Origin of the sequence: Nostoc sp. KVJ3 (assembly GCF_026127265.1) — a bacterium.
In the GTDB taxonomy this organism is placed as follows: Bacteria; Cyanobacteriota; Cyanobacteriia; order Cyanobacteriales; family Nostocaceae; genus Nostoc.
This window is the reverse complement of record NZ_WWFG01000002.1, coordinates 2,323,957-2,347,191: the sequence shown is the minus strand read 5'-3', so window position 1 is coordinate 2,347,191 and position 23,235 is coordinate 2,323,957. Positions and strand designations below refer to the sequence as shown.

Here is a 23,235-nt window from a genome sequence, read left to right as displayed (position 1 = left end):
TGGCATTAAAAAAGGCAGGAAGCAAGAAGCAGGAAACAGAACATAGTCCTAGAAAAGTTAGGTATTTTGAGTCTAGTGACTGTTTTCAAACTCTAAGATCCCCCCTAACCCCCCTTAAAAAGGGAGGAAAAGAAATTCTTAGAGCAAGCCTTTTTAAGGGGGGTTGGGGGGATCTTCAAAAACTAGGTTGCTTAACGAGAGGTTTGAAAACACGCCCCCTTATGTCTAGTACGAGATTATCAACTTCAGTGGCTTGTGTCTTACTGCTACTAACTACAGGATGTAGCCAAGGCGAAACTAAATCTGCTCAATCCATTGAGGCTGTTAATGTTAATAACGCTGTCGCTGCAAATAATATTTCTACCCTACGAATAGGTTATGTAGGTAATTCAGAACCTACAGGGGCGCTTGGTTGGGCAAAGAAAAAGGGAATATTAGAGCGGGAGTTGCAAAAAGCGGGATTTCAAAACATTACTTTTGCAAGATTTCCTAATGGGCCGGATCTAAATGAGGCGCTTGTTGCCGGACAATTAGATGTTGGTTCTTTAGGCGATACACCAGCCATAGTTTTGAGAGCAAGGGGTCAGGAAACCCGGCTGTTAAGGATTAGCCAATTTAATACAACTGCCTGGTTAGTGGCGAAAAAGAATGGCCCGCGATCGCTTGCTGAACTTAAGGGTCAAAAAATAGCTACTCAAAAAGGCTCTTATATGCATCGATACTTGCTGGGTCTGTTAGCTGAAGCTAAAATTGCCAAGGATGTAAAAGTTGTTCATTTGATGACTACTGAGGCAAAAACGGCTTTAGAGCGTGGTGATATAGCTGCTTATGCAACTTCAAGCGAGCTTGGGCCTTTTTTGAAATCACAAGGGTTTCCGGTGATTGATTCTTCTGCGAATCATCAGGGTTTATCAGGGACATCATTAGTTGTCGCAACTGAAAGTTTTCTGGCGAAACAGCCTGATTTTCCCCAGAAATTTAATGCAATTCTGACAGAAGCAGCGAAGGATTTAAAAGCTAATTCTGAAGAATATTATCAGTATCATGCTCAAATTACTAAATATCCTATCGATATTATTAAAGTATCGTTTCCACTCAAACAGGTTTCGGAAGAACCTTTGCCAGAGGAGGGTGTGAAACTTTTAGAGGGGACGAAGAAGTTTTTAGTTTTGCAGGGGTTAGCAAAGTCAGATTTTAAATTGACAGATTGGGCTGTTAAAAAATAGGGTATGGGGTCAATGGAGTTTTAATTGTTTGTTGTTTACAAGTATTAAAGACTTCTTAACGGAATTCAAAGACTTATTCATGAGTATCAAAGGTTGATGAACTGAGTTTACCCCAATGCCCAGTCTTTACAACGTTCCATGTTCCATTTCCTCTGTTCATTTGTAGGGTGGGTTTTTCCCACTCTGCATTTCTTCTAAATAACGAACCGCAGAGTCGCAGAGGACACAGAGAAATGAGAGTTTAAAAAATATCTCAAAACTGACGCAAAAATCCTCTCTATTTCTCCTCTCTCTGGGTTCTCTGCATCTCTGTGGTTCGTTTATTTGGATAATTTATTGCTTGCAAATCCCTAAAAGGACGGTTTTTTATGGTGCTAGAAATTACAAAACCAAAAGATTATATTGACCTAGCAGCTTCTCTATCCAAAGAACTTGCTCAATCAGCAGTTGAACGGGATGCTAAAGCTGGAGTTCCCGAAGAGGAAATTAATAAACTACGTCAAAGTGGACTGCTACCACTGATTGTACCTAAGCAATATGGTGGCATTAGTGCAACTTGGATTGATGCCTTAAAAATTGTTAGAAAACTATCAAAAGCAGATGGTTCAATTGGTCAATTATATGGTAATCATCTCAACTTGACAGCTTTGGGTCACGTTTCCGGCACATCAGCCCAAAAGGAAAAATATTATAGGGAAACTGCCAAGAATAACTTATTTTGGGCAAACGCCATCAATACAAAAGACACTAGGCTGAAAATTAATCCAGAAGGTGAGAACTTTCGGGTAAATGGTGTTAAAAGCTTTGGTACAGGTATTTCTGTTGCAGATTATCGGGTATTTTCCGCTTTAGAAGATGGTGTGGAATTGCCCTTCATATTCATAATTCCCAAAGATAGGGAAGGGTTAGTTTCTAATCAAGATTGGGATAATATTGGGCAACGTCGTACTGATAGTGGTAGTTATACATTTAACAATGTTTTAGTAGAAAAAGATGAGATTTTAGGGCCAGCAAATCCACCTGATAGTGCCTTCTCAACTTTTCTTGGTATTATTGCCCAGCTAACAAAAACTAACGTTTATCTGGGAATTACTAAAGGAGCCTTTATTGCTGCTCGTGAGTACACTAAAACTACTACTAAACCGTGGATTACATCAGGGGTAGATAGTGCGACTCAAGACCCATATATTCTGCATCATTACGGGGACTTTTGGATTGAAATTCAAGCTGCGATCGCTCTAGCTGACCAAGCAGCCGAGAAGGTGCAAGCAGCCTGGGAAAAAGATGTAGAACTTACTCATGAAGAGAGGGGAGAAGTTGCGATCGCAGTTTCCGCAGCCAAGGCATTAGCTACCCGTGTAGGTCTAGATATTACCAACCGCATCTTTGAAGTGACGGGAACCCGCGCTACAGCAACCAAATACGGATTTGACCGTTACTGGCGGGATTTACGAACCTTTACCCTCCACGATCCTGTGGACTACAAATTGCGTGCGATCGGCGATTGGGTACTCAATGAGCGGCTACCTGTCATCACCCAATATTCTTAGCGCATTGGTTATTTCTCTCCACCTTAAGAGCCTTCCTTGCTCCCTCATCCGCACAAATGCGATGAATCAGACGCGATGAATCGCGTCTCTACATAATCCAAAATCTAAAATCCAAAATTGATATGACTCAACTAAAAACACTTCCCACTTACGACCCAAGTTTATTTGAGGGAGCCGCAGAGGTCTACGCTCAGTATAGAACCAAATACCCACCTGCTGTATTCGATAAACTAACCGAAATATTTCATCTCAATGGTCAAGGACGACTCCTTGATTTAGGTACTGGCCCAGGATTAATTTCAATTGCTCTGCGAACACAATTTGAGGAAGTTGTGGCGATCGATCCCGATCCAGAAATGATTGCAGAAGCTAAACGGCAAGCCGCAGCAGTCGGAGCAAATAATATTACTTGGTTAGAACAAGGAGCCGAGTTAATAGACTCTAGTTTAGGGAAATTTAAGTTAACTACTATTGGTAGAGCCTTTCATTGGATGGAACGCGAACTAGTGCTTGAACGCCTTTATGAATTGCTTACTGACGATGGTGGATTAGCACTGCTTCAGACTGGTGACAATCCTTGGGAAAGCAATCTACCTTGGAAACAAGCTGCTGTTGGAGTAGTAAAGAAATGGTTAGGTGAAGAACGGCGGACTGGACAACGAGGACAAGGCACTCGTAAGCCAGTGGATCCTCCTCATGAAGTCGTTATTAGCAATTCAGCTTTTGCTCGTCAAGAAAACTATGAAGTGCCGTTTGAAAAATTTTGGACTATCGATAGCTATCTCGGCTATTTATACACAACAGCCTTCTCTCTCAAAATTTTCTATGGTGATAATGCCCCAGCATTTGAAAAGGATCTCAGAGAAGCGCTACTAGCAGTTGAGCCGTCTGGACATTTTACAGAAGAACTCAAAGCTACAATCCTAGTCGCTTGGAAGCATTAGCAATTTCACTTACAAATTCCAATCTTCCACTAGCACAAATTGGAGTGGGTCTTTCTCACTCCATTTCCTAAAACTTTCCCTCTTAAATATTAAATTTTCAGTTCCTCGAGTCGTTGCAGGGTGGGTAACACCCACTCTTTTTTCTAAATTTATAACCCATATATTTAAATTTATAAAATATTATTTTAACTTTGAAATAAATTAATAGATAATATTTTCGTTACTTGTAATCATCATTTTTCTAACCATCTAGAGGGAATCAAGAAAATAACTCATGCCAGCTTTAAAAGGAAAGTTTGAATTTAGAAAAACCCAGAGAATAACACGTCGTTCTTTGTTATTTGCTCTAGGCTACTGCTTAATGCTATCGACAACCCTATCAAGTTGTAGCGAAGCCAAAAATAACACTCAGCAGTCGGCAGCCTCCCCTGAATCGGTAATTTCATCTAGCACTACAGAGAAATCATCTGAGAAGCAAGTAGTACGGATTGTCCGTTCAAAACAACTTTCCGCTTTAGCAGTTTTAGAAAAGCAGGGTTCCTTAGAAAAGCAATTAGAGCCTCTAGGTTTTAAAGTACAGTGGGCTGAGTTTGCGGCTGGGCCGCAACAGCTAGAAGCTCTGAATGCAAATGGATTGGATATTGCATCTACAGCCGAATCGCCTCCTATATTTTCACAAGCAGCAGGAGCGCCCCTTGTTTATCTAGCTACTACACTTCCTAGTGGTAAAGCTATTTCACTTTTAGTTCCTATCAATTCTCCGATTAAAAGTGTTAGCGATTTGAAGGGTAAAAAAGTAGCTTTTCAAAAAGCCTCTATTGGCCATTACCTATTAGTTAAAGCATTAGAAGATGCCGGGTTAAAACTGAGCGATGTCCAATCAGTTTTTTTACCACCAGCAGATGCAAATGCAGCATTTAGTCAGAACAAGGTGGATGCTTGGTATATTTGGGAGCCATTCGCTACCAGAAATGAACAAAATAAAATAGCTCGTGTTTTAGCAGATGGTGGTAAATTGCGAGATACTGGCAATTTTTACTCAACCTCACGCCAATTTTATCAGGCTCATCCTGATGTCATCAAAGTGTTTTTAGATGAGCTACAAAAAGCAGAAATCTGGACTAAGGATCATCCCAAAGAAGTAGCAAAACTTCTTGCTCCTGTAACTAAGTTAGATCCGCCGACTCTAGAAATAATGCATGATAAATATGACTACGGATTAGTACCAATTACCGAGAAAGTTATTATTAAGCAGCAGGAAGTTGCTGACAAGTGGTATAGCTTAGGACTTATCCCCAAAAAGGTGAATGTTAGAGACGGCTTTTTAACGCCTGAAGAGTACGCCAAAATTACTCCCTCAGATGTGTTAGCGAATAAGTAGTGAATAGACAATTTAAGTTGGTTTGAGAAAGGAAACCCAACCTACAATTTTCTTTAACTGAACTTCATTATGCCCAGATCCCCGACTTCTAAAAGAAGTCGGGGATCCAGTTTTTATTGAATGATTTAGAACTGTTAAAGATAAGTTTGAAAGACCGAAAAACCTATTTACAATCTGAATTATTATTTTAAATCAAAGATTATTTAAGCCTAAAACTGTAAAGACTTTAGTAATATTATAGCGGTTCTCATTTATGTGAAGTACACCCGTAGGGGCAATTCATGAATTGCCCCTAAACCTTACGAGATGATGTTGTACCACATTTGAATGGGAATAACTATATACAAAATAATTTCAATACTAATCATAGTAAAAATGGCTCGGAACTTTACTTTTCAATTTTAAAATTGGTATAAGAGTAGTAGAGTTGTTTCAATCTAGAAAATAAAAATATGAGAGTTTGGCTTGCTTGCTTTTTGGTGCTGTTTGCCTTGGCGGAACTGTTTGACTGGTTACAAGAATTTAATCTGCCATTACCTATCTATATTTTGGGTGGTGCTTTTTTAGCTGTTGCTTCTAACTATGATAAAATCGTAGGTTCCTATTTTGCTGATTCAAGCATCGAAGCATCACTCGAAGAACTCCAGTTAGATTCACTAACGCCGTCTAATAATCCTATTTCTTTCCCAATTGCCAATCCTGTTGAAGATGTCCAAAAATCTCAAACAGGTGATTAGGCGATCGCTAGCTAATCTTAATTCTCTAGTTGCCACTGCGCGTCAGCTTGCTTTCAGAGTAAGAGTATGATATGATTCCAAACCGACAAATAAATTGCTACATTAGTATAGAAACTCACGTTAATTAGCTTTTAACCTAGAGTCAAAAAATTAACTTCTGCACCTGCAAAATCTACCCAATTCAGGCTACCGCCCCAACGCCGTGATTAGTGGACTATTAGAAAAACTCCGTGTTCCCCTTGTCAAAGTTCAAGATTCCCGTGAAACTTCCAAGAGCAAAAGCTGGTTGCAAATTATTTTAGTTACCAGTGTGGGAGTCACCGCCTTTATCTGGGGAATTCGGGAACTCAAATGGTTGGAGCCTTGGGAGTTAAGAGTTTATGACCAGATGTTGCGATCGCATCCAGCAGAAGCACGCGATCGGCGGATTTTGTTGGTAAATATCACTGATGACGATCTCAAACGGGAGAAATGGACTCTATCAGATCGGACAATCAATCAGCTATTAAAGAAAATAGAGTCTTATCAACCGCGAATTGTTGGTTTATATCTGTTCCAACCAGAAAATAATAATTTAGCAGCTAATCTGCAAAATCAAGATAATATCATCAGCACCTGTTTGTTTAGTAGCTTGGGTAGAGATGAAATCCCACCACCACCCAATTTTCCTATAGATAATGTTGGGTTTAGCGATGTGGTAGCTGACAATGAAAATGACCAAATTCTCCGCCGGATTTTGTTATTTGCTAATTCTACAGACCAGAAATGTACAACATCATTTGGATTTGGAGCGCTAATAGCAATTAATTATCTGGAAAAACAAGGCATTGAATACCAGTTTACAAAAAAAGGAGAATTTCAGTTAGGTAAAACTCTCTTTCCCCGCTTACAACCTAATTCTGGTGGCTATAAACATTTAGATGCAGATGGCTATCAAATATTATTAAATTACCATCACCCCAACAGCCTTGCCGACCAAGTAACTCTAAGAGATATTATTAGTGGTCGAGTCAACCCCAATTTAATTAAAGACCGTCTTGTAATTATTGGCGCTACTGCGGCTAATCTAACTCCGGGTGGATTTTATACACCCTACAGCACTCTACCAGATCAACCAGCCAGAATGTCTGCTCTGTTTATTCATGCACAGATAGCAAGCCAACTGATCAGTACAGTCTTGGATGGGCGACCTTTAATTTGGTATTGGCCCGACTGGGTAGAACTTATTTGGATGTGGGGCTGGTCGCTGGTAGGCAGCATCATAGCATGGCGGTGGCAAAACCCTTTGCTGTTGCTAGTAGTGGCAGGGACAACACTACTTGGTTTAGTAGGAATCTGCGTTGGTTTGTTTTTACAAGCCGGCTGGATACCATTAGTTCCCTCTGCTCTGGCTTTGGTGATTAGTAGTATTTGCGTGACTGCTTACACTAGCTACCAAAATCAGCGCCAAACTCAGGTAATTATTCTGCAAGTTGAAAAACAACAAGAAGCGATCGCCCAATTAAATCTACTCTTAGAAGATAAAACCGCAGTTCCCGACTCTTATCTTGATTTTCCTCCCCCAATTGATTCACCAGAAGTTAAATCAGGTGATTTGCTTTTGAGTGGACGCTACAAAATATCTCAAGTTCTTGGTGCTGGTGGATTTGGTCGCACTTATTTAGCACAAGATACTCAACGACCGGGTAATCCAATTTGTGTAGTTAAAAAGTTAATGCCCGCGCGTCAAGATACACGCTTTTTGCAAATTGCTCGCAGGTTGTTTAATAGTGAAGCTGAAATATTACAATCTTTGGGTAAACATCATCAGATTCCCGAACTACTTGCTTATTTTGAAGATGACCAAGAATTTTATTTAATTCAACAATATATCGAGGGACATACCCTCAGTGAAGAATTACCACCTGTAAACAATGTGCAGAACGAATTATTTGTGATGGAGATGTTCAAACAAGTTTTAGAAGTTCTCGAATTTGTTCACCAGCATCGAGTAATTCATCGTGATATCAAACCAACTAATATTATTAGATGCGCTCAAGATAATCGGTTGGTGTTGATTGACTTTGGTGCTGTCAAATTGATGCAACCACAAAATAGTGAGCAAACAGAATTAGCCACGGTAGCTATCGGGACGCGGGGTTATGCACCTCCAGAACAATTTGCCGGTCATCCCCGCTTATGCAGTGACATTTACGCTTTAGGAATGATTGGTATTCAAGCCATAACAGGGATACCACCGCAAGAACTCCACCCAAATCCAGAAACCGGGAATGTGATGTGGCGGCAAACGGTGCAAGTCAGTGAAGAATTAGCGGCAATTTTAGATAAAATGGTTTGCTATCATTTTAGCGATCGCTATCAATCAGCCGCCGCAGTTTTACAAGATTTGAAACGGATGTAAGCTTATACTAAAAACGGTGAAGAGATAGACTTTTATGTAGAGTCAAAGTTTTAGACGTTTAGAGTATAGCAGCGATCGCCTTTTCCACATTTTCTGCTGCATCACCTTTAGAGGATGTTTGAAAAGTCCTTTTCTTAGTAGCAAAACGTTTTAGATGCCCCTAAATCCCCCGATAAATTGGGGGACTTTGATTCCAGTTCCCCCCTTTTTAAGGGGAGCCAGCGCGGTCTTGGGGTCTCCCCAAGTGGAGCGACTGGCGTGGGTTAGGGGGGATCAACAAGTGCCTAAAATCACAGCTAAATACTTTTCAAACAACCTCTTAGTCTAAATAGTATTTCACTCAGCTTAATTGTTTAACGCGAAGGCAAATCATCTGGATGCAAGTATGGTTGAGTCATAAGATTTGGGCAAGCTTTAAAAAGTAAGGAAGCTGCGGTAAAGATTGGTAATTAGGGTTTTTTGCAGATAGAAGATTGCAGAACAATCTGCTTATGATGGCTAAGGTTATTGTTCTTGGGTGACAATCCACAACAAATCTAACCACAAGTGGGGATAAGTTTGCTTGAGATTGGATCGAGGATCGCGCATCAAGTTATTGGCATTCAAGCAAACAACCTCAACTAGCCCCAGGTATTCTGCTACTTCTCTAATGAGATTTTTTTGTTCTACTACAGCACTCATTAGTCTATCAGGGCAGTAAATTCCAATGTATTTTGCATGGCGGATACAATTTACTCTTGTTAAGTGAGGATGAGGATTAATCACCTTCACATAACATTGCCTTAACAGTTTCCATACCCGTGGGTGAGTGTGTTCAATAATTACGTTAAATTGCTGGGCTAAGTCTTCTTCGGTAATCATTACTCTCTCCATTCCTTTGGTGCTAAGAACAGTAATTTCATGTCATCTGTTGCATACTTTGGTAAATACCTAATTGTGCAAAAAATTAGAACAGCAATTCTTTGCTGATGCTATGTGCATATTCACTCTAGTCAAATTGGTAATTTTTAATTAGAGCAAAATTTACCCCAAAGAGCGAAATTGGTTGGTATGTTTTCTACGGCTTCTATTACTCGTCTATCAAGCATCAAAGCTGAAACCAATTTCTAAAACTGTATTCAAAACTACTTTTTGCCAATAAAATTAGTATAGTTTTGATGCGAGAGAAATGCTCTGTTGATTAGAATTTGGGTCTTTCGAGCCAAAAGAGCAGCTAAAAATCAACCAGTTGCAAAAATAATTTGCGCTTGGCAAGCAAACTGGCAATAGATGTGATAGTCTTTTTATATAGGGAATCAAGACAGCCAAAGCAAAAGAAATCGTCAAAGAGAAATGATCTAAACTCAAAGACAAGACTTTGCCTTGGCAGATGCAAGTTAAATCCGCTACGGCTTTTTGAAACTAAGAGACAAAGCCAATGAAGCAGGATAGTGACCTCCGTAATAACTTGAAGTCAATCAGAACTCGCTTAGGCATGAGCCAACAAGATTTGGCTAACATCGCTAGTGTAACTCGTCAAACAATTAGCGGTGTAGAGTCGGGACTATATGCTCCCTCAGTGGCCATAACACTTCGTTTGGCGAAGGCGCTTGGTTGTCAAGTAGAGGATCTATTCTGGTTAGAGCGGGATTTACCTGAAATTGAAGCCGTTCTTGCCAAACCTGTTCCTAATGGTCAGCAACTACGAATTAGCATAGCTCGTGTAGGCGGACAATGGATAGCTTATCCCTTGATTGGTAAGGATGCTTTTCGCCAAGATATGATTCCGGCTGACGGTGAAGGTACTAGCCAAGCAGGTACAAATAAAGTTCGAGTCCGTCTTTTAGACGATAATCTCGACACACTTCACAACACAGTTGTGATTGCTGGTTGTGCCCCTGTGATTTCATTGTGGGCAAGAGCCACCGAACGCTGGCATCCCCAACTGCGAGTCCAATATAACTTCGCCAATAGCATGGCTGCATTGCACAGTTTATGCAGAGGTGAGGCGCACATCGCAGGGATGCATCTGTACGATCCTGAAACTGGTGAGTATAATACTCCCTTTGTTCGAGATGTTCTGGCTGGTAGGGAAGCAGTTCTGATTACCCTTGGTGTTTGGGAAGAGGGACTTGTATTGAAGCCTGGCAACCCAATGGGAATTAGAACAGTTAAAGACTTAGTTGCAGGGGGCGGGACTATTGTCAACCGCGAAATCGGTTCTGGTAGTCGGATGCTTTTGGAACAAACACTCCAAAAAGAGCAGATACCGTTCGATGCTGTTCAGGGCTTTGACAATATACTTAAAAGTCATCAAGATGTTGCCCAAGCTGTGGGATTAGGAATTGCTGATGCTGGCATGAGTACGGCATCTGTAGCTACCGCTTTTGGGCTGGGATTTATTCCTTTACATCAGTCACGATATGATTTGGTGATTCTCAAAGAATATCTCGAAGTTGCACCAGTACAGCAGTTGCTCAGTACTTTGGGACATCGGATGGTTCACTCCCAATTTGAAATTCTCGGTGGTTATGATATCAGCAAAATTGGGGAAGTTGTAGCGACTGTTTAGAGTGGATTGCAATGGTTGGTTGTGTGATTAAAGGAATACTTGGCGTAAATTTCAATTCCTGCTGCAACCACTCTTGAGGCATGAGCAACCTTTGATAATTCGTAATTAGGATTTCCAGTTTGGAATCTGTAGCTTTCTTTTTTGCAATTGGTATTACTCCCGCCAGAGAAATCATTTGAGTGAACGGATGGTAATGCTTGCAATATTCCTTGAGTGATATCTTATTGCTCTAGCTATTAGTCAGAAAAAACAATAACTATTCTCAAACCGTATACTCCATCTATGAATATACCAACCAATGCCAGTAACTATTGCCTAGTTACCGAAACAGTGCTGAGTAAAAAAGTAATAATTGCACTTCATAGTGTTTGATAAAAACGGAACCAACATTAGTAAAAAATTGGTTGCCGACCTTTTTGTACTACAAAATACCCCAAATAATCTTGGTGCTAAGGCTGGTAAGTGCTGATTTATCAGTGATTAGTAGAAAAACTAGCTCACAATTTCCAATTCCTAATTATTTGTTATGAATAAACCCTCCCTTCCCCCAGATGATTTACCTTCAACTGGAGCGACTATACTTAATGAGTTATTTTATAGGCAACTAGAAGAAGCTACTTGTAGGCGATTTTATCAAGCTTGCAGCCCATTTATGCGAGTATTACTATCAAATTATCACTGGTACTTCAAGATAAATGCTAGTCCTTTAATGCTAGTCATTATCTGTTATGACATCGAAAGTTATCTGCATATTGTCGATGCTATTCCCCAGTTTATCAAACAGTTGAACCAGTTTTCTAACAAAGCGAAAATTCAGCTTTTTCCACCAAATAACAAAGGGGAACCTTGGGAAATAGAGATTGAAGAAACATTAAATGATCAAGCTTGAGCGGAAGGTTTTTAGAAAAATTTTGGTTTTAAAGGAGAAGCAGGAGCAGATAATATGAGGATATTTCTGACATTACTAATATAACGACCTCCGGCTTTGTCACCTGGAACCACTAAACGAGCAAATCCTTCATCTATTAAAGGCACAACTGTTCCATCGCTAGCTTTTTTTTCAAATGCAACTAGCACTGTTTACCTTCAAACTTAGGTTGAATCTCACCAATAGCTACGACTGCACCATAGCAATCTGTGGCTTCAACTAAAACATATTGCCTCAGAAAAGAGTTTTTAGAATTCAAACCAGAATTCCCAGGCTTAAGACCACCTCCAGCTTTCGGATTATTAATTAATTCCCATAGAGGAACTCCATAGTATGTTTCTGTTTGTGAACCTGAGCCGGTTTGAAAGCTCACAGTAATTTCAGTAACTAATGCTGGATTTTGGATTTTTAAAGTATCTCGCAAATTTCTCAGGTTTTGCAAGTTATAAATAGTTGGATTATTCAATTCCCCACCTAAGCGAAAACTTTGTGAAAAACCTCCAGGACACTTATTCTTATCCCAGAGAGATGGGCTTTTTTCTTCTGGATTCGAGGGAAAACCACTCTTTGAGTCAGCTAAGGTAGGCTGCCATAAAATCAGTATCGATAGCATTAAAGATGCAATGGGTATCTGGCGGTTAAAACGCATAAACATTTCTCCGTTGACTATTGAATATTGAAAAAATTAGATAGCTGTGAAAATAATACCAACTTATTGGGTAAATACAAAATAAGTTGGTAATCAAACGCTAACAAAATTAATTTTTATTTCTTTTTAAAAGAGTTAGCTTAACCTATAGTAGTATTGCGAATTTAAATTGATGGGTAAGAAGGTTCGTAGTGAGTTAGCGCGGTTTTGGGGGTTTCCCCTATGAGCGACTAACTTTCCCGTTGGGTAAGGACTTCAGTCCTTATTTTCTAAGCACTTTAGTGCTTAATACAAACTTTTCATTACTAGCTTGACAGACTACTAGAAAAGGGTTGCAGCTTGCCGATACTAGAGTTTGAGCAAAGCCATCCGGCGACTAATAGTAGCATTACTGCTTATCTAGCTTTAATTTAGTATAAAATTTGACATTGTTTGCGTGTATTAAGTCTCGGAAAATCTTACTATTAATTCGCTCAATTGATCGCGGATTTATGAAATTTTGTACTCAGTCAAAATTAAGATTTATGAGTTTGCAGACTGATGAGTTGGGAGTTATTATCTTCATCCCTCTCATCTCCCTTATCCTCCTCATTCCCCCACTTTGTCTTCTATTACAAGAGGTAAAGATTAAGTTACAACTTTGGCAGCCCTTGAGATAATAAATTTGTAGAGTATCTTTTGAGAATTTAGAAAATTTATAAGCATTGGAGCAAAGCAAATGAATCCTAGACTGATCGCTTTCTCTGGCTTGATGACAGCATTTGTGGGTGGAGGAATTGGTTTTATTATTGCTAATTTATTTCCTTCCCCGTACACGAGTCAAATGTATCAACATTTGGATCAGAAATACGCAATTTTCGGTGCAGTTGCTGGCTTGGTAATTGGTTCTAGTCAAGAAGTAATTCGAGAACTCAAGCAAGAGCGGGATGCAGAAGAAGAATTGTTGCGAGATTTTAACAAAGCTATTCAGTCAAGTAGAAATAAAGAAAATTACTGATCTGTTAGCTAGTTACAAGACAAGATTAGGCTCTCGATCGCCTTGAAAAATCCTGATATAGGATTACTATTTTATTTTTGAAAAAATCTAAGTGTTCGTAGGGTGTGTTAGACGGAACGTCGTAACGCACCTAGAGCTTGAGATGGTGCGTTACGCTATCGCTAACACAACGCCAGTGACGCTCCTTCTCCTGACGCAGACGCTACACGAACATCGCTACCGCTCAAGTCGGGAAACCCGAAAGAGCGACTGGCTTCCCTACGTATCTTTTCAGAAATAAAATATGATTTCCATAGTACATAAGAGTTGATAAGCAAACAATGTTTACTTACCACCTCTTTTTTAATTTTTATAGCCACAAAAGTAGTTGATTTACTGCGAATGTATGGCTATTCGTTATATTGCTTTTCAAGCCTAACTTTTGCTCTTTGAAAGAATTTTCTATATTCCCAGGTGGAAGTATAAAGTCGCACAGGAGGTAATTTTGTCATAGGCAGCTAAGTGTCAACTTGTTAATACTGCCTTTTTCGTGTTCACTACCCACCGTTGGAATAACAGCAATCCCTTCAAGAACTTGCTGCTGAATTTTGAATAAAGTTTGCAAAAGTCGGGAAAAAAGTCGGATTTACAGAATCTTATCCGAAAACTCCAGCAACATAACTGTAGAGTGATTTATAGTTGTCCCTGAAATCTGAACTCCCCTCGTCGTTACACAATGGACGCTGAAGCAGCATTAGCATGGTTAGATGCCACAATTCCCCCTCAGACTGGGGAACGGTTGAGCGATTTGCAAAAAGTGATTCTTGTGCAAGTTTGGTTGGGTAGAAAATACTTGGATATCGCTCATTCTTACGGTTGCACCGAAGGACACGCCAAGGATGCTGGTTCTCAGTTATGGAAGTTGCTTTCTAAAGTACTGCGAGAAAAGATTACCAAAAGTAATTGTCGCGCTACTTTGGAACGAGTTTTGAGAAAAACTACTGCAATATCATCAAGTCTGATTGATTACTCGCGATCGCCCCACCCTACCCCAAAATTAGAGAATACCAATTTTATTGGACGAACAGAAGCGATCGCTCACCTGAATACTTTGGTAAATCAAGGATCGAAAGTCATTGTTATCCAAGGTGAAGGAGGCTTAGGCAAAACTACTCTAGCGCAGCAATATCTCCATCAAGAGTTTGACTTGGTTTTAGAACTGCTGATGGCGAAGGAAACACAAAATATCACCCCCGCCGAACGTGTAGTAGAGGAATGGCTCAAACAAGATTTTGCTCAAGAACCTGGGGTAGAATTTGGCGTAACTTTAGGAAGACTCAAGCGCCAACTCCAGAATCGGCGGATTGGGGTGTTAATTGATAATCTCGAACCAGCATTAAATCAACAAGGTGGATTGATTGCTTCTCACCGCAACTATGTAGAACTATTACGGGTATTGGCTGATGCTAGGGTGCAATCTGTTACCTTGATTACTAGTCGCGATCGCCTTTGTGAACCTGGACTAAATGTAAATCACTATCGGCTTCCTGGTTTGAATCAAAGTGCATGGCAACAGTTTTTTAGCAACCGTGGATTAGCTATCGACTCGCCAACTTTGCAAATCATGCATCGCACTTATGGCGGTAATGCTAAAGCAATGGGAATTCTCTGCGGTTCGATTCAGGAGGATTTCGACGGTGACATGGCTTTTTATTGGCAAGAAAATCATGCCGATCCTTTAGCAGCAACCGACTTAAAAAATTTAGCGGTTAGTCAAATCAATCGTCTGCAAGCCCTCGACCCCGAAGCTTATCGCCTACTTTGCCGTTTGGGATGTTATCGTTACCAAGATATACCCAGTATCCCATCACAAGGATTATTTTGTTTACTGTGGGATGTTCCACCTGCTGAACATCGCCAAATCATCGCCTCCTTGAGAAATCGGTCTTTAGTGGAGTGCGATCGAGGTGAATATTGGCTGCATCCCGTGATTCGGAAAGAAGCGATCGCACGTTTACGTCCCAGCAATGAATGGGAAATTTCCAACCACAAAGCCGCAGAATTTTGGACAGCTAGTATTAAACAAATTGAAACCTTTAAAGATGCTTTGCAAGCTCTAGAAGCATATTATCATTATATAGAAATTCAGGAGTTTGAGCTAGCAGGTAAGGTAATTTTAAAAAGCCGAAATAATCAATGGCAACAGTTTTTGCCTCTGGGGAGTACGTTATATCGGATGGGTTTAATTCAACCGATCCTGGCGGCAATTAATCAAGTTGTTAACAATCTAGAAAATCACCAAAATCTTAGCGAACTTTATAATATATTGGGTGATTTATATTGGATAACAGGTAAAATCAGTCAAGCGATCGCTTGTCAAGAAAAAACTATTGCTCTAGCAACGCAAGCACTAAAATCACTTGTACCTCAGCCAGAAAATAAACATCCAGTTTACTATCTAAGGATGCTAGAGGTAGATTCTCTATTAAGTATTGGTCTTTACAAAATAGATTTGTGGGAATTAGATACAGCCGTAAATTTATTTCAACAGGTAATTTACCTAGCTCAAAATACCGAGCATCATCGCTGGGCAGAAAAAGCATCAGTTTGTTTAGCTTTAGTATATTCTTATTTAGGTTTGCGTGATGCTTCCTTTGCACTAGCAGATGTAGCTTATCAGAATATTACGAACGAAAAACTGGTAGAACAAACGGGGAGATTTGTATATTTTATGCAAATTTTGGGTCAAACCTACGTCAACTTAGGAGAATTTTATCAAGCAAATAAAATATTAGATCGAGCTTTAACCTTTGCTGAAGAAAGCCACTATATGCAGGTGAAAGCAAAAACACTCAATGGTTTAGCGGAAATCCATCGACAACAAGCAGATTTTGAATTAGCTCTGGCTGATCATAAAGAAGCAATTGAACTGTTGGATAAAATAGGTGCTAAGTGCGATCTCGCAGAAGCTTATTTTCAATTAGGTTTAACTTATCAAAAAATGGCCAAACTTGATGAAAGTCAAATTAATTTTCATCAAGGAATTCAGCTATTTACAGAAATCAAAGCTCCGAAGCAAGTTGAGAAAATTTCAACTTCACAATCTGGTTCGTTTATCGGCGTTAGCGATCGCTCTCTAATCTGCGATTTCCTAATTTAGAGCGGGTTTCAAGCTGCGTTCAACGACTGTATCTGCGATCGCTCTGCATCTTCTGGTTTAAAAGAGCGATCGCCTAAATATAGCAGTAGGTTAAGATTAGATCGCTCAGTCTATTATGAATCTTGGTACACTAATTAAACTCGATAAATAGCCTTCATCATCGCTGACTTTAACTGTTTGTTCAAAAACTGTTCCTCCTTCTACTGAACCAATATGGCGAAATTCTGAGGCATCATACCAAGGAAAACATTGATGCTCTCGGATGATGAAATAGCCCTTTCTCGCTACGATACCACTCAAAAAGTTCAAAGTGCAGAAATTTCGGTCAGCGATCCAGACATCATCTTCTTCGATTGTTGTCAAAACTTTATGTAGTAGGGAACGCTCTTGAGCATGAGCATCAACACATAGGAAAACATCAATTGCCAGCATTAGAGATGGGTCAAGTACCACCAATGATTGCCCTGGTAAAGGCGCACTGTTACAGTCACGAAGAGGTTTTAGACGATGTTCACTTGCACCTATTGCATTGCCATCTAAAATTTTAAGCCGATAACCAGGTAGCCAATCTAGTAAGCTTCCGTTTAAATGCCGAATAATTGCTTCCATTGAAGTTCCTGTCTCCCTTACTAATTCAGCGCTTACATCAGTCTCCATTGCATTTAGCTTGTTATAGACAGAAGTAACTGAAACATTCATTTGTGATGTTTTAGCTTGATATGCAGCATGAATTGAAGGTCTAATCCCACAAGTGACTGTATTCATCATCTCTACTACCGTAGAGAACAGTAATTCCTTTGTATACTGAGTTTTTGCATTTTTCTCAAATAACTCGTCAAGTTTCTGAGGACATAAAATTGTTTCGAGAAGTCCGCGAACCATGACCGAAACCGGACTTTCTTCTACAAAACGCTCAAACACATGACCTATAATCATTCTAGCTATTCCCCGTTTACCAACTTTATTTTTTCAACTAACTATAATTTGGGGAAAATTACAAGACCTTGAAAGGGCTGGTCCTAGAATATTACAGGGGTCGTTGGTTTGACGGAATCTGTGCGATCGTCACTTTTGGCACTAGGAGCTGTCAAAGAAAAAATAGAGGGTGTGCTTGAACAACTGAGGGATTGATTGCGATCGCATACACTCATCTAATCTGAAATTTTAATTTCATACCACTTTTCCCCAAAAACTCACACAAGGGCAAAAAAGTTACTTATTGCCAGGAATCAGTAATTGGGGTTGCATTAGTGGCATTATTCAATCCAGGTAATCCATAGCTTGCTTCAATCGTGCGTAACACATTGTAGTGATTGATATTCTCACTATATTGTCCCGTTATAACGTGAGCGCCATAAAAGATAGTTGCAATCCGATTGCTGGTTGTGCCATTATCTTCATCAAAGGTAACAATCAGCAAGCTGTTGTGAGTTTTAGCCCACTGTGCATAGGCATCCAGATTATTTTTCAGCCAGGTATCACCTTGTTGAATCGTGCCATTGTGCATATCATCTAGTTGGTTAGGAACAACAACGGAGACAGTAGGTAGATTGGCAAAATTCGCAGACGAAGGAAAACTTGTAAACGGTTGATTTACGGAACTAGTAACATTAGTGAAATCAACCCAAGGGTTGTGTTTACGATAGTAACCATTAGACCCGCCGGAGTTACAACCTGTATAACCAACACTGGGTAGACTCTCCGAATAACCTATAAAAGTCTTGCCAATGCCCAATAACTGGGTAGTCAGATTAGCTCCGCCAAATGTTAATGGACAATTATCGTTTGTCACACCTTGTGTAGAGCCACTAAACAAGGCTAAGTAGTTGGGTTGGCTTGGGTGTGTCACACCGTGGGAATTTGTGAAGAGAGCGCCTTGCGTTGCTAGTGAATTGATATATGGAGCGCTACTCGAACCGATAATTTGTGAATACCCGTGGTTTTCTTCAATGACGAGGACGATGTGATCGAAAGTTGGCACTGTGGCTGCTAACGCTGCTTGGCTGCTTATAGCGACGCTCGTTAATACTGCTAATCCATTACTAATTCCGGCAATCAATTGCCAAGGATATCTAATTGTTCTCAACATATATGTATGCTCATTTTCTCAAATTTATCAACAGACAATTAGCCCCTTTTTAAGTAAGAAGCTGATAAGTTGCTTTACCCGTTTTGAATTGTTATTAATCTCAGTTCTTTTTCGGAAGCAGAGTAACCACTGTAAACTACATTGTTAAATTTAAGATGAAATTAAATTAGCATTAATTCTGAGATTTAATTTATCTAGTTGAAAAGGAAATATTTTAGGTCAAATTCTCTTATTCTAGTTTCTCTTATGCTGTTTTCTCCATTCACCAGGGGGGATACTTGACGAATCTTCCCATTCTCCTAAGTGTTTGTTGTCATATTCAGATTCTCAAACTCCAGCATTACGCCGCGACGCTCACCACTCTTGCCCAAATGCCCATCTCTTCTTTTGAGCGATGGCGCTGTTTTGCCCGCCGGATACCGTTGGCGAATTCCCTAAACAGCTAAATTAGTTGTCTTTTTTCGGTGTATTATACGGAGCGCTACATCAATCTCATCCATGTACTACACGGGTGATTTGCCTTTTTTATGTTAAGTAATATTTTGCCAACAGTATCCCCGCCGTAGGCGATCGCCAGCCGCAAGCAGGGGCGAAAAATGCTTTTAAAACCTCTTAGTAAGAAACTTTAGAACTTAAGTTTTTACTTGGGTTGCCACAATGGAGTTATATCAAGGTTTTCAGCAGCAGAGACGGTATTTATAACCTACATCGGTACGGTTTACACCCCTTCATCTTTTGTAAAGCCATCGTAACATTTATTTATATAAAACAATATTTGCTTACATAAGCAAACTCAAATAAAAGCTATGAACCAACCCATTGAATTATCTTTAGAACAAGAATTTAGCCTTAGAACTTTTGCGGATCTTGTGCAGCAGATGTCCCGTGAACAAGCTCAAGAGTTCTTGCTGATGCTCTATAAGCAGATGATGATAAGGGAAACGACTTATCAAGAACTGCTCAAACATCAGTGGGAAGTTGGTTCAGGTTCAATCTTGGGCTAAAACAAACTTGCGAAGTCAACTGTAGAAAGATCCAACACTGTCCAGTTCAAGGCGCATTTTCAGCTTCAGCCCCTTCCACCCCTGAACAGCCTCATCTAATGTTTGAGGAATATCATGTGTGTTAGTAACTGGTGTAGTTAACTCTATATTATTGCTGCCTTCATCTCAATTTGAGTATTCTTTGAGACGTGGTAACAATCCAAAGAAACTCAGAAGCAGAACTGTACTTGCTGCGATCGCTGTTTTAATCTCAAAACCATCTATATTGCTGAAACCTTGGTGAATTGCCCGATCAAAGACTGCTTGGTTGATATCAAATGTCTTTTGATTAGCTGTTTTAAACTCTTCAAACAGCCAGTTGGACTGTCCAGACTTATTTCCTACGCACAGAGCGATCGCCTCTTGATGCTTGCCACTGCGCTCTAACTGGCGAATTTGTTGGTCAATGGCCAGGTATTTACCTAAAGTCACCAGACTGGCAAGTGCGGCTTCTTTTTCACCTGGGAAGGTGATATTATTCAGTTCGTCAGCAATGTAACCTTTAAAACCATCTATCTTTTTACCCTGAGAATTATAGGCAGATGCTATAGTTTGAGCAGTTTGGCCTTGAGGAATTTGGGCAATTTGAGCTACATTGCTGAAAAAAGCTCGTTCGTAGTTGGTAGCAAAAGCTGGGTCAAGTAAATAGCGGCTTTCAGCAGCATTAGCGATGTAGGCATTAGCACGAGCTTCTCGCAGAGCATGCATAGAATTGAACGCATCTTCTTTAGCAGTCCTAAGATTTTCCGCAGAGGCCAGCAACGTGACTGTGGTATAACTTAATAAAGCCAAGGCGATCGCTGTGGCAACCAACAGCATAGGATTGAGGGTGCGGCGCATCTTTTGACTCAGAAATATCTGAATCCCTACTAGCACAATTATCAGTGCTGCCCCAGAAACAAAAATTAAGATCAAAGAATTATTAGCAGCAACCTTTTGTTCGGTATAAGTTTCTTCTAAAACTTGTATATTTACTTTATCTAACTCGTCGGCTGCTGGCAGTAAGGTTTTATCCATAAGTTCCGCAGCTGCACGGTAAGCAACCAGCATGGCGTTAGTATCACCGCGTGCGTGAAAATCGCGTGCCTGTTGAATTTGGGCTATGTAGTTACCTAAGCCGAGTTGCATCGTCTGAATGGGTTTTCGCTCTTTATCTGCATAGGTGATATTCTCAGCAGCAGCAACTAATCTTTCAGCAGCTTTTTGGTATCTTTCTTCGTAACCTTTGACTGCATCTTGGTTTTGTCCTGCTGGTACTAAAAGTTCATCAGCGACACTAGCATCCATACCGGCAAATGCGTCCTTGAGGCGTTGAGCAGTGACTATGCTGGGTGTGGAATCTTCACCAACGGTTTTGATCGCGTGTCTTTGCCCTTGAACTGCGCTAATAATCGCAATCAGTAATAGTAAACTGGTTGCTCCGGTTAAGTATAATCCTATCTGGAGTCGTTCTGGAGTCGTCAATTTATAATTTTTCTGACTTAAAAGAGCGATGATTTTACTCATATATTTATTTTATTTGCAGATTTATCCTAATTTCCGAACAGCTTTCACCGCGATCCGAGTCCAATGTCCAAGAGTAAATTCGTCTCCATCCTGAAGTTTTATATCTACCATTGGCTTCAATTCCACAGCTTTTAATTGTGTACCATTCGCAGAACCAATATCACGGAGAGTTAATGTATTGTCTGTCTCTAGGGTAAGCAAAGCATGGCGGTGTGAGACAGCATCATCAAAATCTAAAGCAATTTCTGGGTGAATTGCTCTAACTTCGCTATTGCGACCAATTAAGTTAATTGTCTTATCGAGGTGAAATGTAATCGGTGGTTGATTTATAGGTGGTTCTGGACTTTCGGGATGGCGTAAAGATGGGTCAATATAGACAACTACATCCCAACCAATAACTAACAATTGAGAATCTATTAATCCAGACTCAGAACTATTGGTATTTGTCTGTCGCTTTGTTGCCATTTCTTCTTCTTGGGTGCGTTTGGCAATGGGTACTTCACCATGCGACCCTGTGACGAAGTTGTAACCACAAATTTCACAAAAATTGCCACTGTTAGGTTCGTGGGCGGTGCTACAATCTGGGCAATTTTCTGTGGTTTTAGTTGGCGTTACTGTTGAGTCAATTGTTTTTTGGACGAATGGAAGTTCAGGTACACCCAGAATCTTAGTACCGCACTCTGAACAAAAATCTAATTCAGTTGATTCATGTCCTTTAGGACATTGATAGATTGACATAGTTACTGAAGTAATTTTTAAAATCGGTATAAGTCGTTTGTATTTACCAATAACAATTAATTGGGAGATTTAGGAATTCGAGTCGTTTTTGTGGAACGTGTTTCCAATGCCATTGCATCTTCTTTAGCGACTTCTCGCTTCAACCGGACTGTTCCTGTCGGTGCATCCTCCACCTCAACTACGGTTTTCAGTAGTTTGGCTGTGGCTTCATTCCCTGATTCATGGGCTAGTTTTACTGCCTTACCTAATTTGGCAGTAGCAAGCTCAATATCATTTCTAGCACGAGCTTCCAATCCTTCTTGAATTGACTGAGCCAGTTCTGCTTGTCCAGTATAGTGGGCAACTCGCCGATCGATTTTGGTAGATTTGGCTTCGTCATCAGTCCAGGTTGCCAAAATACGGGCTTCTGCAACTTTAGTTTCTGTGCCGTTGAGGGTGTATACTAAACTGGCTCGGCCTGCTAACATTTCATCGCCGATATTACCTGGATTGACTTCGATACAGAAGTGGTAATCACGAGACTCGTTACTTCCCCAAGCTCCAGTGGGGTAATCAACCATCTGAGGCTTGACAGGTTTATGGCGGTGGGTAAGGTCAACAATATCGGGACTAACTTGTTTACAAAATAAGACTTTGGCTCCTTGTGGTGTCCATAAACGTAAAGCGACATCGCTAACATTTTTACTCATGGCTTTTTCCAAAATGGCACGAAAGTCACTTTCAATCATTGCGGCGTTAGGAATAATATCGGTTGTCCCTAAAAGTTTGCTGGCAATTTCTTGAAGTTGAGCAACTCGCCAATCAGTTCCGACACCACGACAGTCGCACTGAAAGACACCTTCACATTCAAGTAAAACTTTCTTCAAGGATTTCTCATCAGATTCATCATTTTGCCCATCGGTGAGTAGTAGTGCTTGACGAACTGCGCTAGGCATCTTTTTGAATTGTATTAAGGCTTGAGCCAACCAAGTAGACATGAGAGTACCACCATTAGCGAGAGTACTCTTAATAGCTGCGATCGCTTCTTGCTTTTTTTCTATCGTGGCTGGAGAAACAGGAAAAACTACAGTGGCTTTACCAGCACCGGTGACGATGAAGAAATGGGCATCCTCTGGGAGCAATTTCACAATTTTGGTCATTGCATCTTTGGCTGCATGTATCTTGTCACCTCCCATTGAACCGGATGTGTCGCAGATGATGCCAAAAAGTCTGCCATTGTGTTCAGTTGCGATCGCACTATCACCTTTTTCGACGGTAATAGTCATAATGGCATCAACTTCTCTGGCTCCTTGGGGTAGATATTGGTTTTGAAAAACTTCGGCTTTAAATTGATGAGACATAGTGTTTTGTTTGTTT

The 23,235-nt window shown here is 40.2% G+C and carries 19 protein-coding genes; 11 read left to right on the top strand and 8 right to left on the bottom strand.

Annotation, left to right across the window (positions count from 1 at the left end; translation table 11 throughout):
• The first annotated feature begins 221 nt into the window (after positions 1-221).
• The 6 genes from GTQ43_RS26020 to GTQ43_RS25995 all read left to right on the top strand — a co-directional run bounded on the left by GTQ43_RS26020 (position 222) and on the right by GTQ43_RS25995 (position 8,239).
• The gene (locus GTQ43_RS26020) at positions 222-1,226 is read left to right on the top strand and encodes an ABC transporter substrate-binding protein (RefSeq protein WP_265275582.1); all 1,005 of its coding nucleotides are present in this window, start codon (positions 222-224) and stop codon (positions 1,224-1,226) included.
• Between the two features lie 368 nt (positions 1,227-1,594).
• A complete protein-coding gene (locus tag GTQ43_RS26015) occupies positions 1,595-2,776 on the top strand; it encodes an acyl-CoA dehydrogenase family protein (protein WP_265275581.1) in 1,182 nt (393 codons plus the stop codon).
• Between the two features lie 122 nt (positions 2,777-2,898).
• Positions 2,899-3,720, top strand: a complete 822-nt coding sequence (locus GTQ43_RS26010; RefSeq protein WP_265275579.1) for a class I SAM-dependent methyltransferase — start codon at positions 2,899-2,901, stop codon at positions 3,718-3,720.
• Between the two features lie 274 nt (positions 3,721-3,994).
• Positions 3,995-5,101, top strand: coding sequence for an aliphatic sulfonate ABC transporter substrate-binding protein (locus GTQ43_RS26005; protein ID WP_265275578.1), 1,107 nt, complete (start codon positions 3,995-3,997; stop codon positions 5,099-5,101).
• 452 nt (positions 5,102-5,553) lie between these two features.
• Positions 5,554-5,838, top strand: a complete 285-nt coding sequence (locus tag GTQ43_RS26000) for a hypothetical protein (RefSeq protein WP_265275577.1) — start codon at positions 5,554-5,556, stop codon at positions 5,836-5,838.
• A gap of 202 nt (positions 5,839-6,040) precedes the next feature.
• A complete protein-coding gene (locus GTQ43_RS25995; RefSeq protein WP_265275576.1) occupies positions 6,041-8,239 on the top strand; it encodes a CHASE2 domain-containing protein in 2,199 nt (732 codons plus the stop codon).
• A gap of 504 nt (positions 8,240-8,743) precedes the next feature.
• Here the strand turns inward: GTQ43_RS25995 and GTQ43_RS25990 are convergent.
• A complete protein-coding gene (locus GTQ43_RS25990) occupies positions 8,744-9,100 on the bottom strand; it encodes a hypothetical protein (protein ID WP_265275575.1) in 357 nt (118 codons plus the stop codon).
• Positions 9,101-9,656: 556 nt separating this feature from the next.
• Between GTQ43_RS25990 and GTQ43_RS25985 the strand changes: the two genes are divergently transcribed.
• Positions 9,657-10,790 (top strand): substrate-binding domain-containing protein, encoded by a 1,134-nt coding sequence (locus GTQ43_RS25985; RefSeq protein WP_265275574.1) that lies wholly within the window; start codon positions 9,657-9,659, stop codon positions 10,788-10,790.
• Positions 10,791-11,316: 526 nt separating this feature from the next.
• Positions 11,317-11,679, top strand: a complete 363-nt coding sequence (locus tag GTQ43_RS25980) for a hypothetical protein (RefSeq protein ID WP_265275573.1) — start codon at positions 11,317-11,319, stop codon at positions 11,677-11,679.
• Between the two features lie 11 nt (positions 11,680-11,690).
• Here the strand turns inward: GTQ43_RS25980 and GTQ43_RS25975 are convergent, their stop codons facing one another.
• On the bottom strand, positions 11,691-11,867 hold the full coding sequence (locus GTQ43_RS25975) for a hypothetical protein (RefSeq protein ID WP_265275572.1): 177 nt from the start codon (positions 11,865-11,867) through the stop codon (positions 11,691-11,693).
• Positions 11,861-12,367 (bottom strand): hypothetical protein, encoded by a 507-nt coding sequence (locus GTQ43_RS25970; RefSeq protein ID WP_265275571.1) that lies wholly within the window; start codon positions 12,365-12,367, stop codon positions 11,861-11,863. Before GTQ43_RS25970 ends, GTQ43_RS25975 begins: the two co-directional genes overlap by 7 nt.
• 718 nt (positions 12,368-13,085) lie before the next feature.
• Between GTQ43_RS25970 and GTQ43_RS25965 the strand changes: the two genes are divergently transcribed.
• Both GTQ43_RS25965 and GTQ43_RS25960 read left to right on the top strand, forming a co-directional pair.
• Positions 13,086-13,364: a hypothetical protein gene (locus GTQ43_RS25965; protein ID WP_265275570.1), complete on the top strand. Its 279-nt coding sequence runs from the start codon at positions 13,086-13,088 to the stop codon at positions 13,362-13,364.
• Positions 13,365-14,079: 715 nt separating this feature from the next.
• A complete protein-coding gene (locus GTQ43_RS25960; RefSeq protein WP_265275569.1) occupies positions 14,080-16,503 on the top strand; it encodes a tetratricopeptide repeat protein in 2,424 nt (807 codons plus the stop codon).
• Positions 16,504-16,608: 105 nt separating this feature from the next.
• Here the strand turns inward: GTQ43_RS25960 and GTQ43_RS25955 are convergent, their stop codons facing one another.
• A complete protein-coding gene (locus GTQ43_RS25955) occupies positions 16,609-17,439 on the bottom strand; it encodes a hypothetical protein (protein WP_265275568.1) in 831 nt (276 codons plus the stop codon).
• A gap of 280 nt (positions 17,440-17,719) precedes the next feature.
• A complete protein-coding gene (locus tag GTQ43_RS25950) occupies positions 17,720-18,592 on the bottom strand; it encodes an alkaline phosphatase family protein (protein ID WP_265275567.1) in 873 nt (290 codons plus the stop codon).
• 806 nt (positions 18,593-19,398) lie between these two features.
• Here GTQ43_RS25950 and GTQ43_RS25945 point away from each other — a divergent pair.
• On the top strand, positions 19,399-19,596 hold the full coding sequence (locus GTQ43_RS25945; protein ID WP_265275566.1) for an NblA/ycf18 family protein: 198 nt from the start codon (positions 19,399-19,401) through the stop codon (positions 19,594-19,596).
• A gap of 165 nt (positions 19,597-19,761) precedes the next feature.
• Here GTQ43_RS25945 and GTQ43_RS25940 read toward each other — a convergent pair whose 3' ends face one another.
• Genes GTQ43_RS25940 through GTQ43_RS25930 form a run of 3 tightly spaced genes read right to left on the bottom strand, consistent with a single transcriptional unit; the run spans position 19,762 to position 23,219 of the window.
• The gene (locus GTQ43_RS25940) at positions 19,762-21,141 is read right to left on the bottom strand and encodes a hypothetical protein (RefSeq protein ID WP_265275565.1); all 1,380 of its coding nucleotides are present in this window, start codon (positions 21,139-21,141) and stop codon (positions 19,762-19,764) included.
• A gap of 21 nt (positions 21,142-21,162) precedes the next feature.
• Positions 21,163-21,879 (bottom strand): FHA domain-containing protein, encoded by a 717-nt coding sequence (locus GTQ43_RS25935; RefSeq protein ID WP_265275564.1) that lies wholly within the window; start codon positions 21,877-21,879, stop codon positions 21,163-21,165.
• 56 nt (positions 21,880-21,935) lie between these two features.
• Positions 21,936-23,219: a vWA domain-containing protein gene (locus GTQ43_RS25930; protein WP_265275563.1), complete on the bottom strand. Its 1,284-nt coding sequence runs from the start codon at positions 23,217-23,219 to the stop codon at positions 21,936-21,938.
• Positions 23,220-23,235 lie beyond the last annotated feature (16 nt).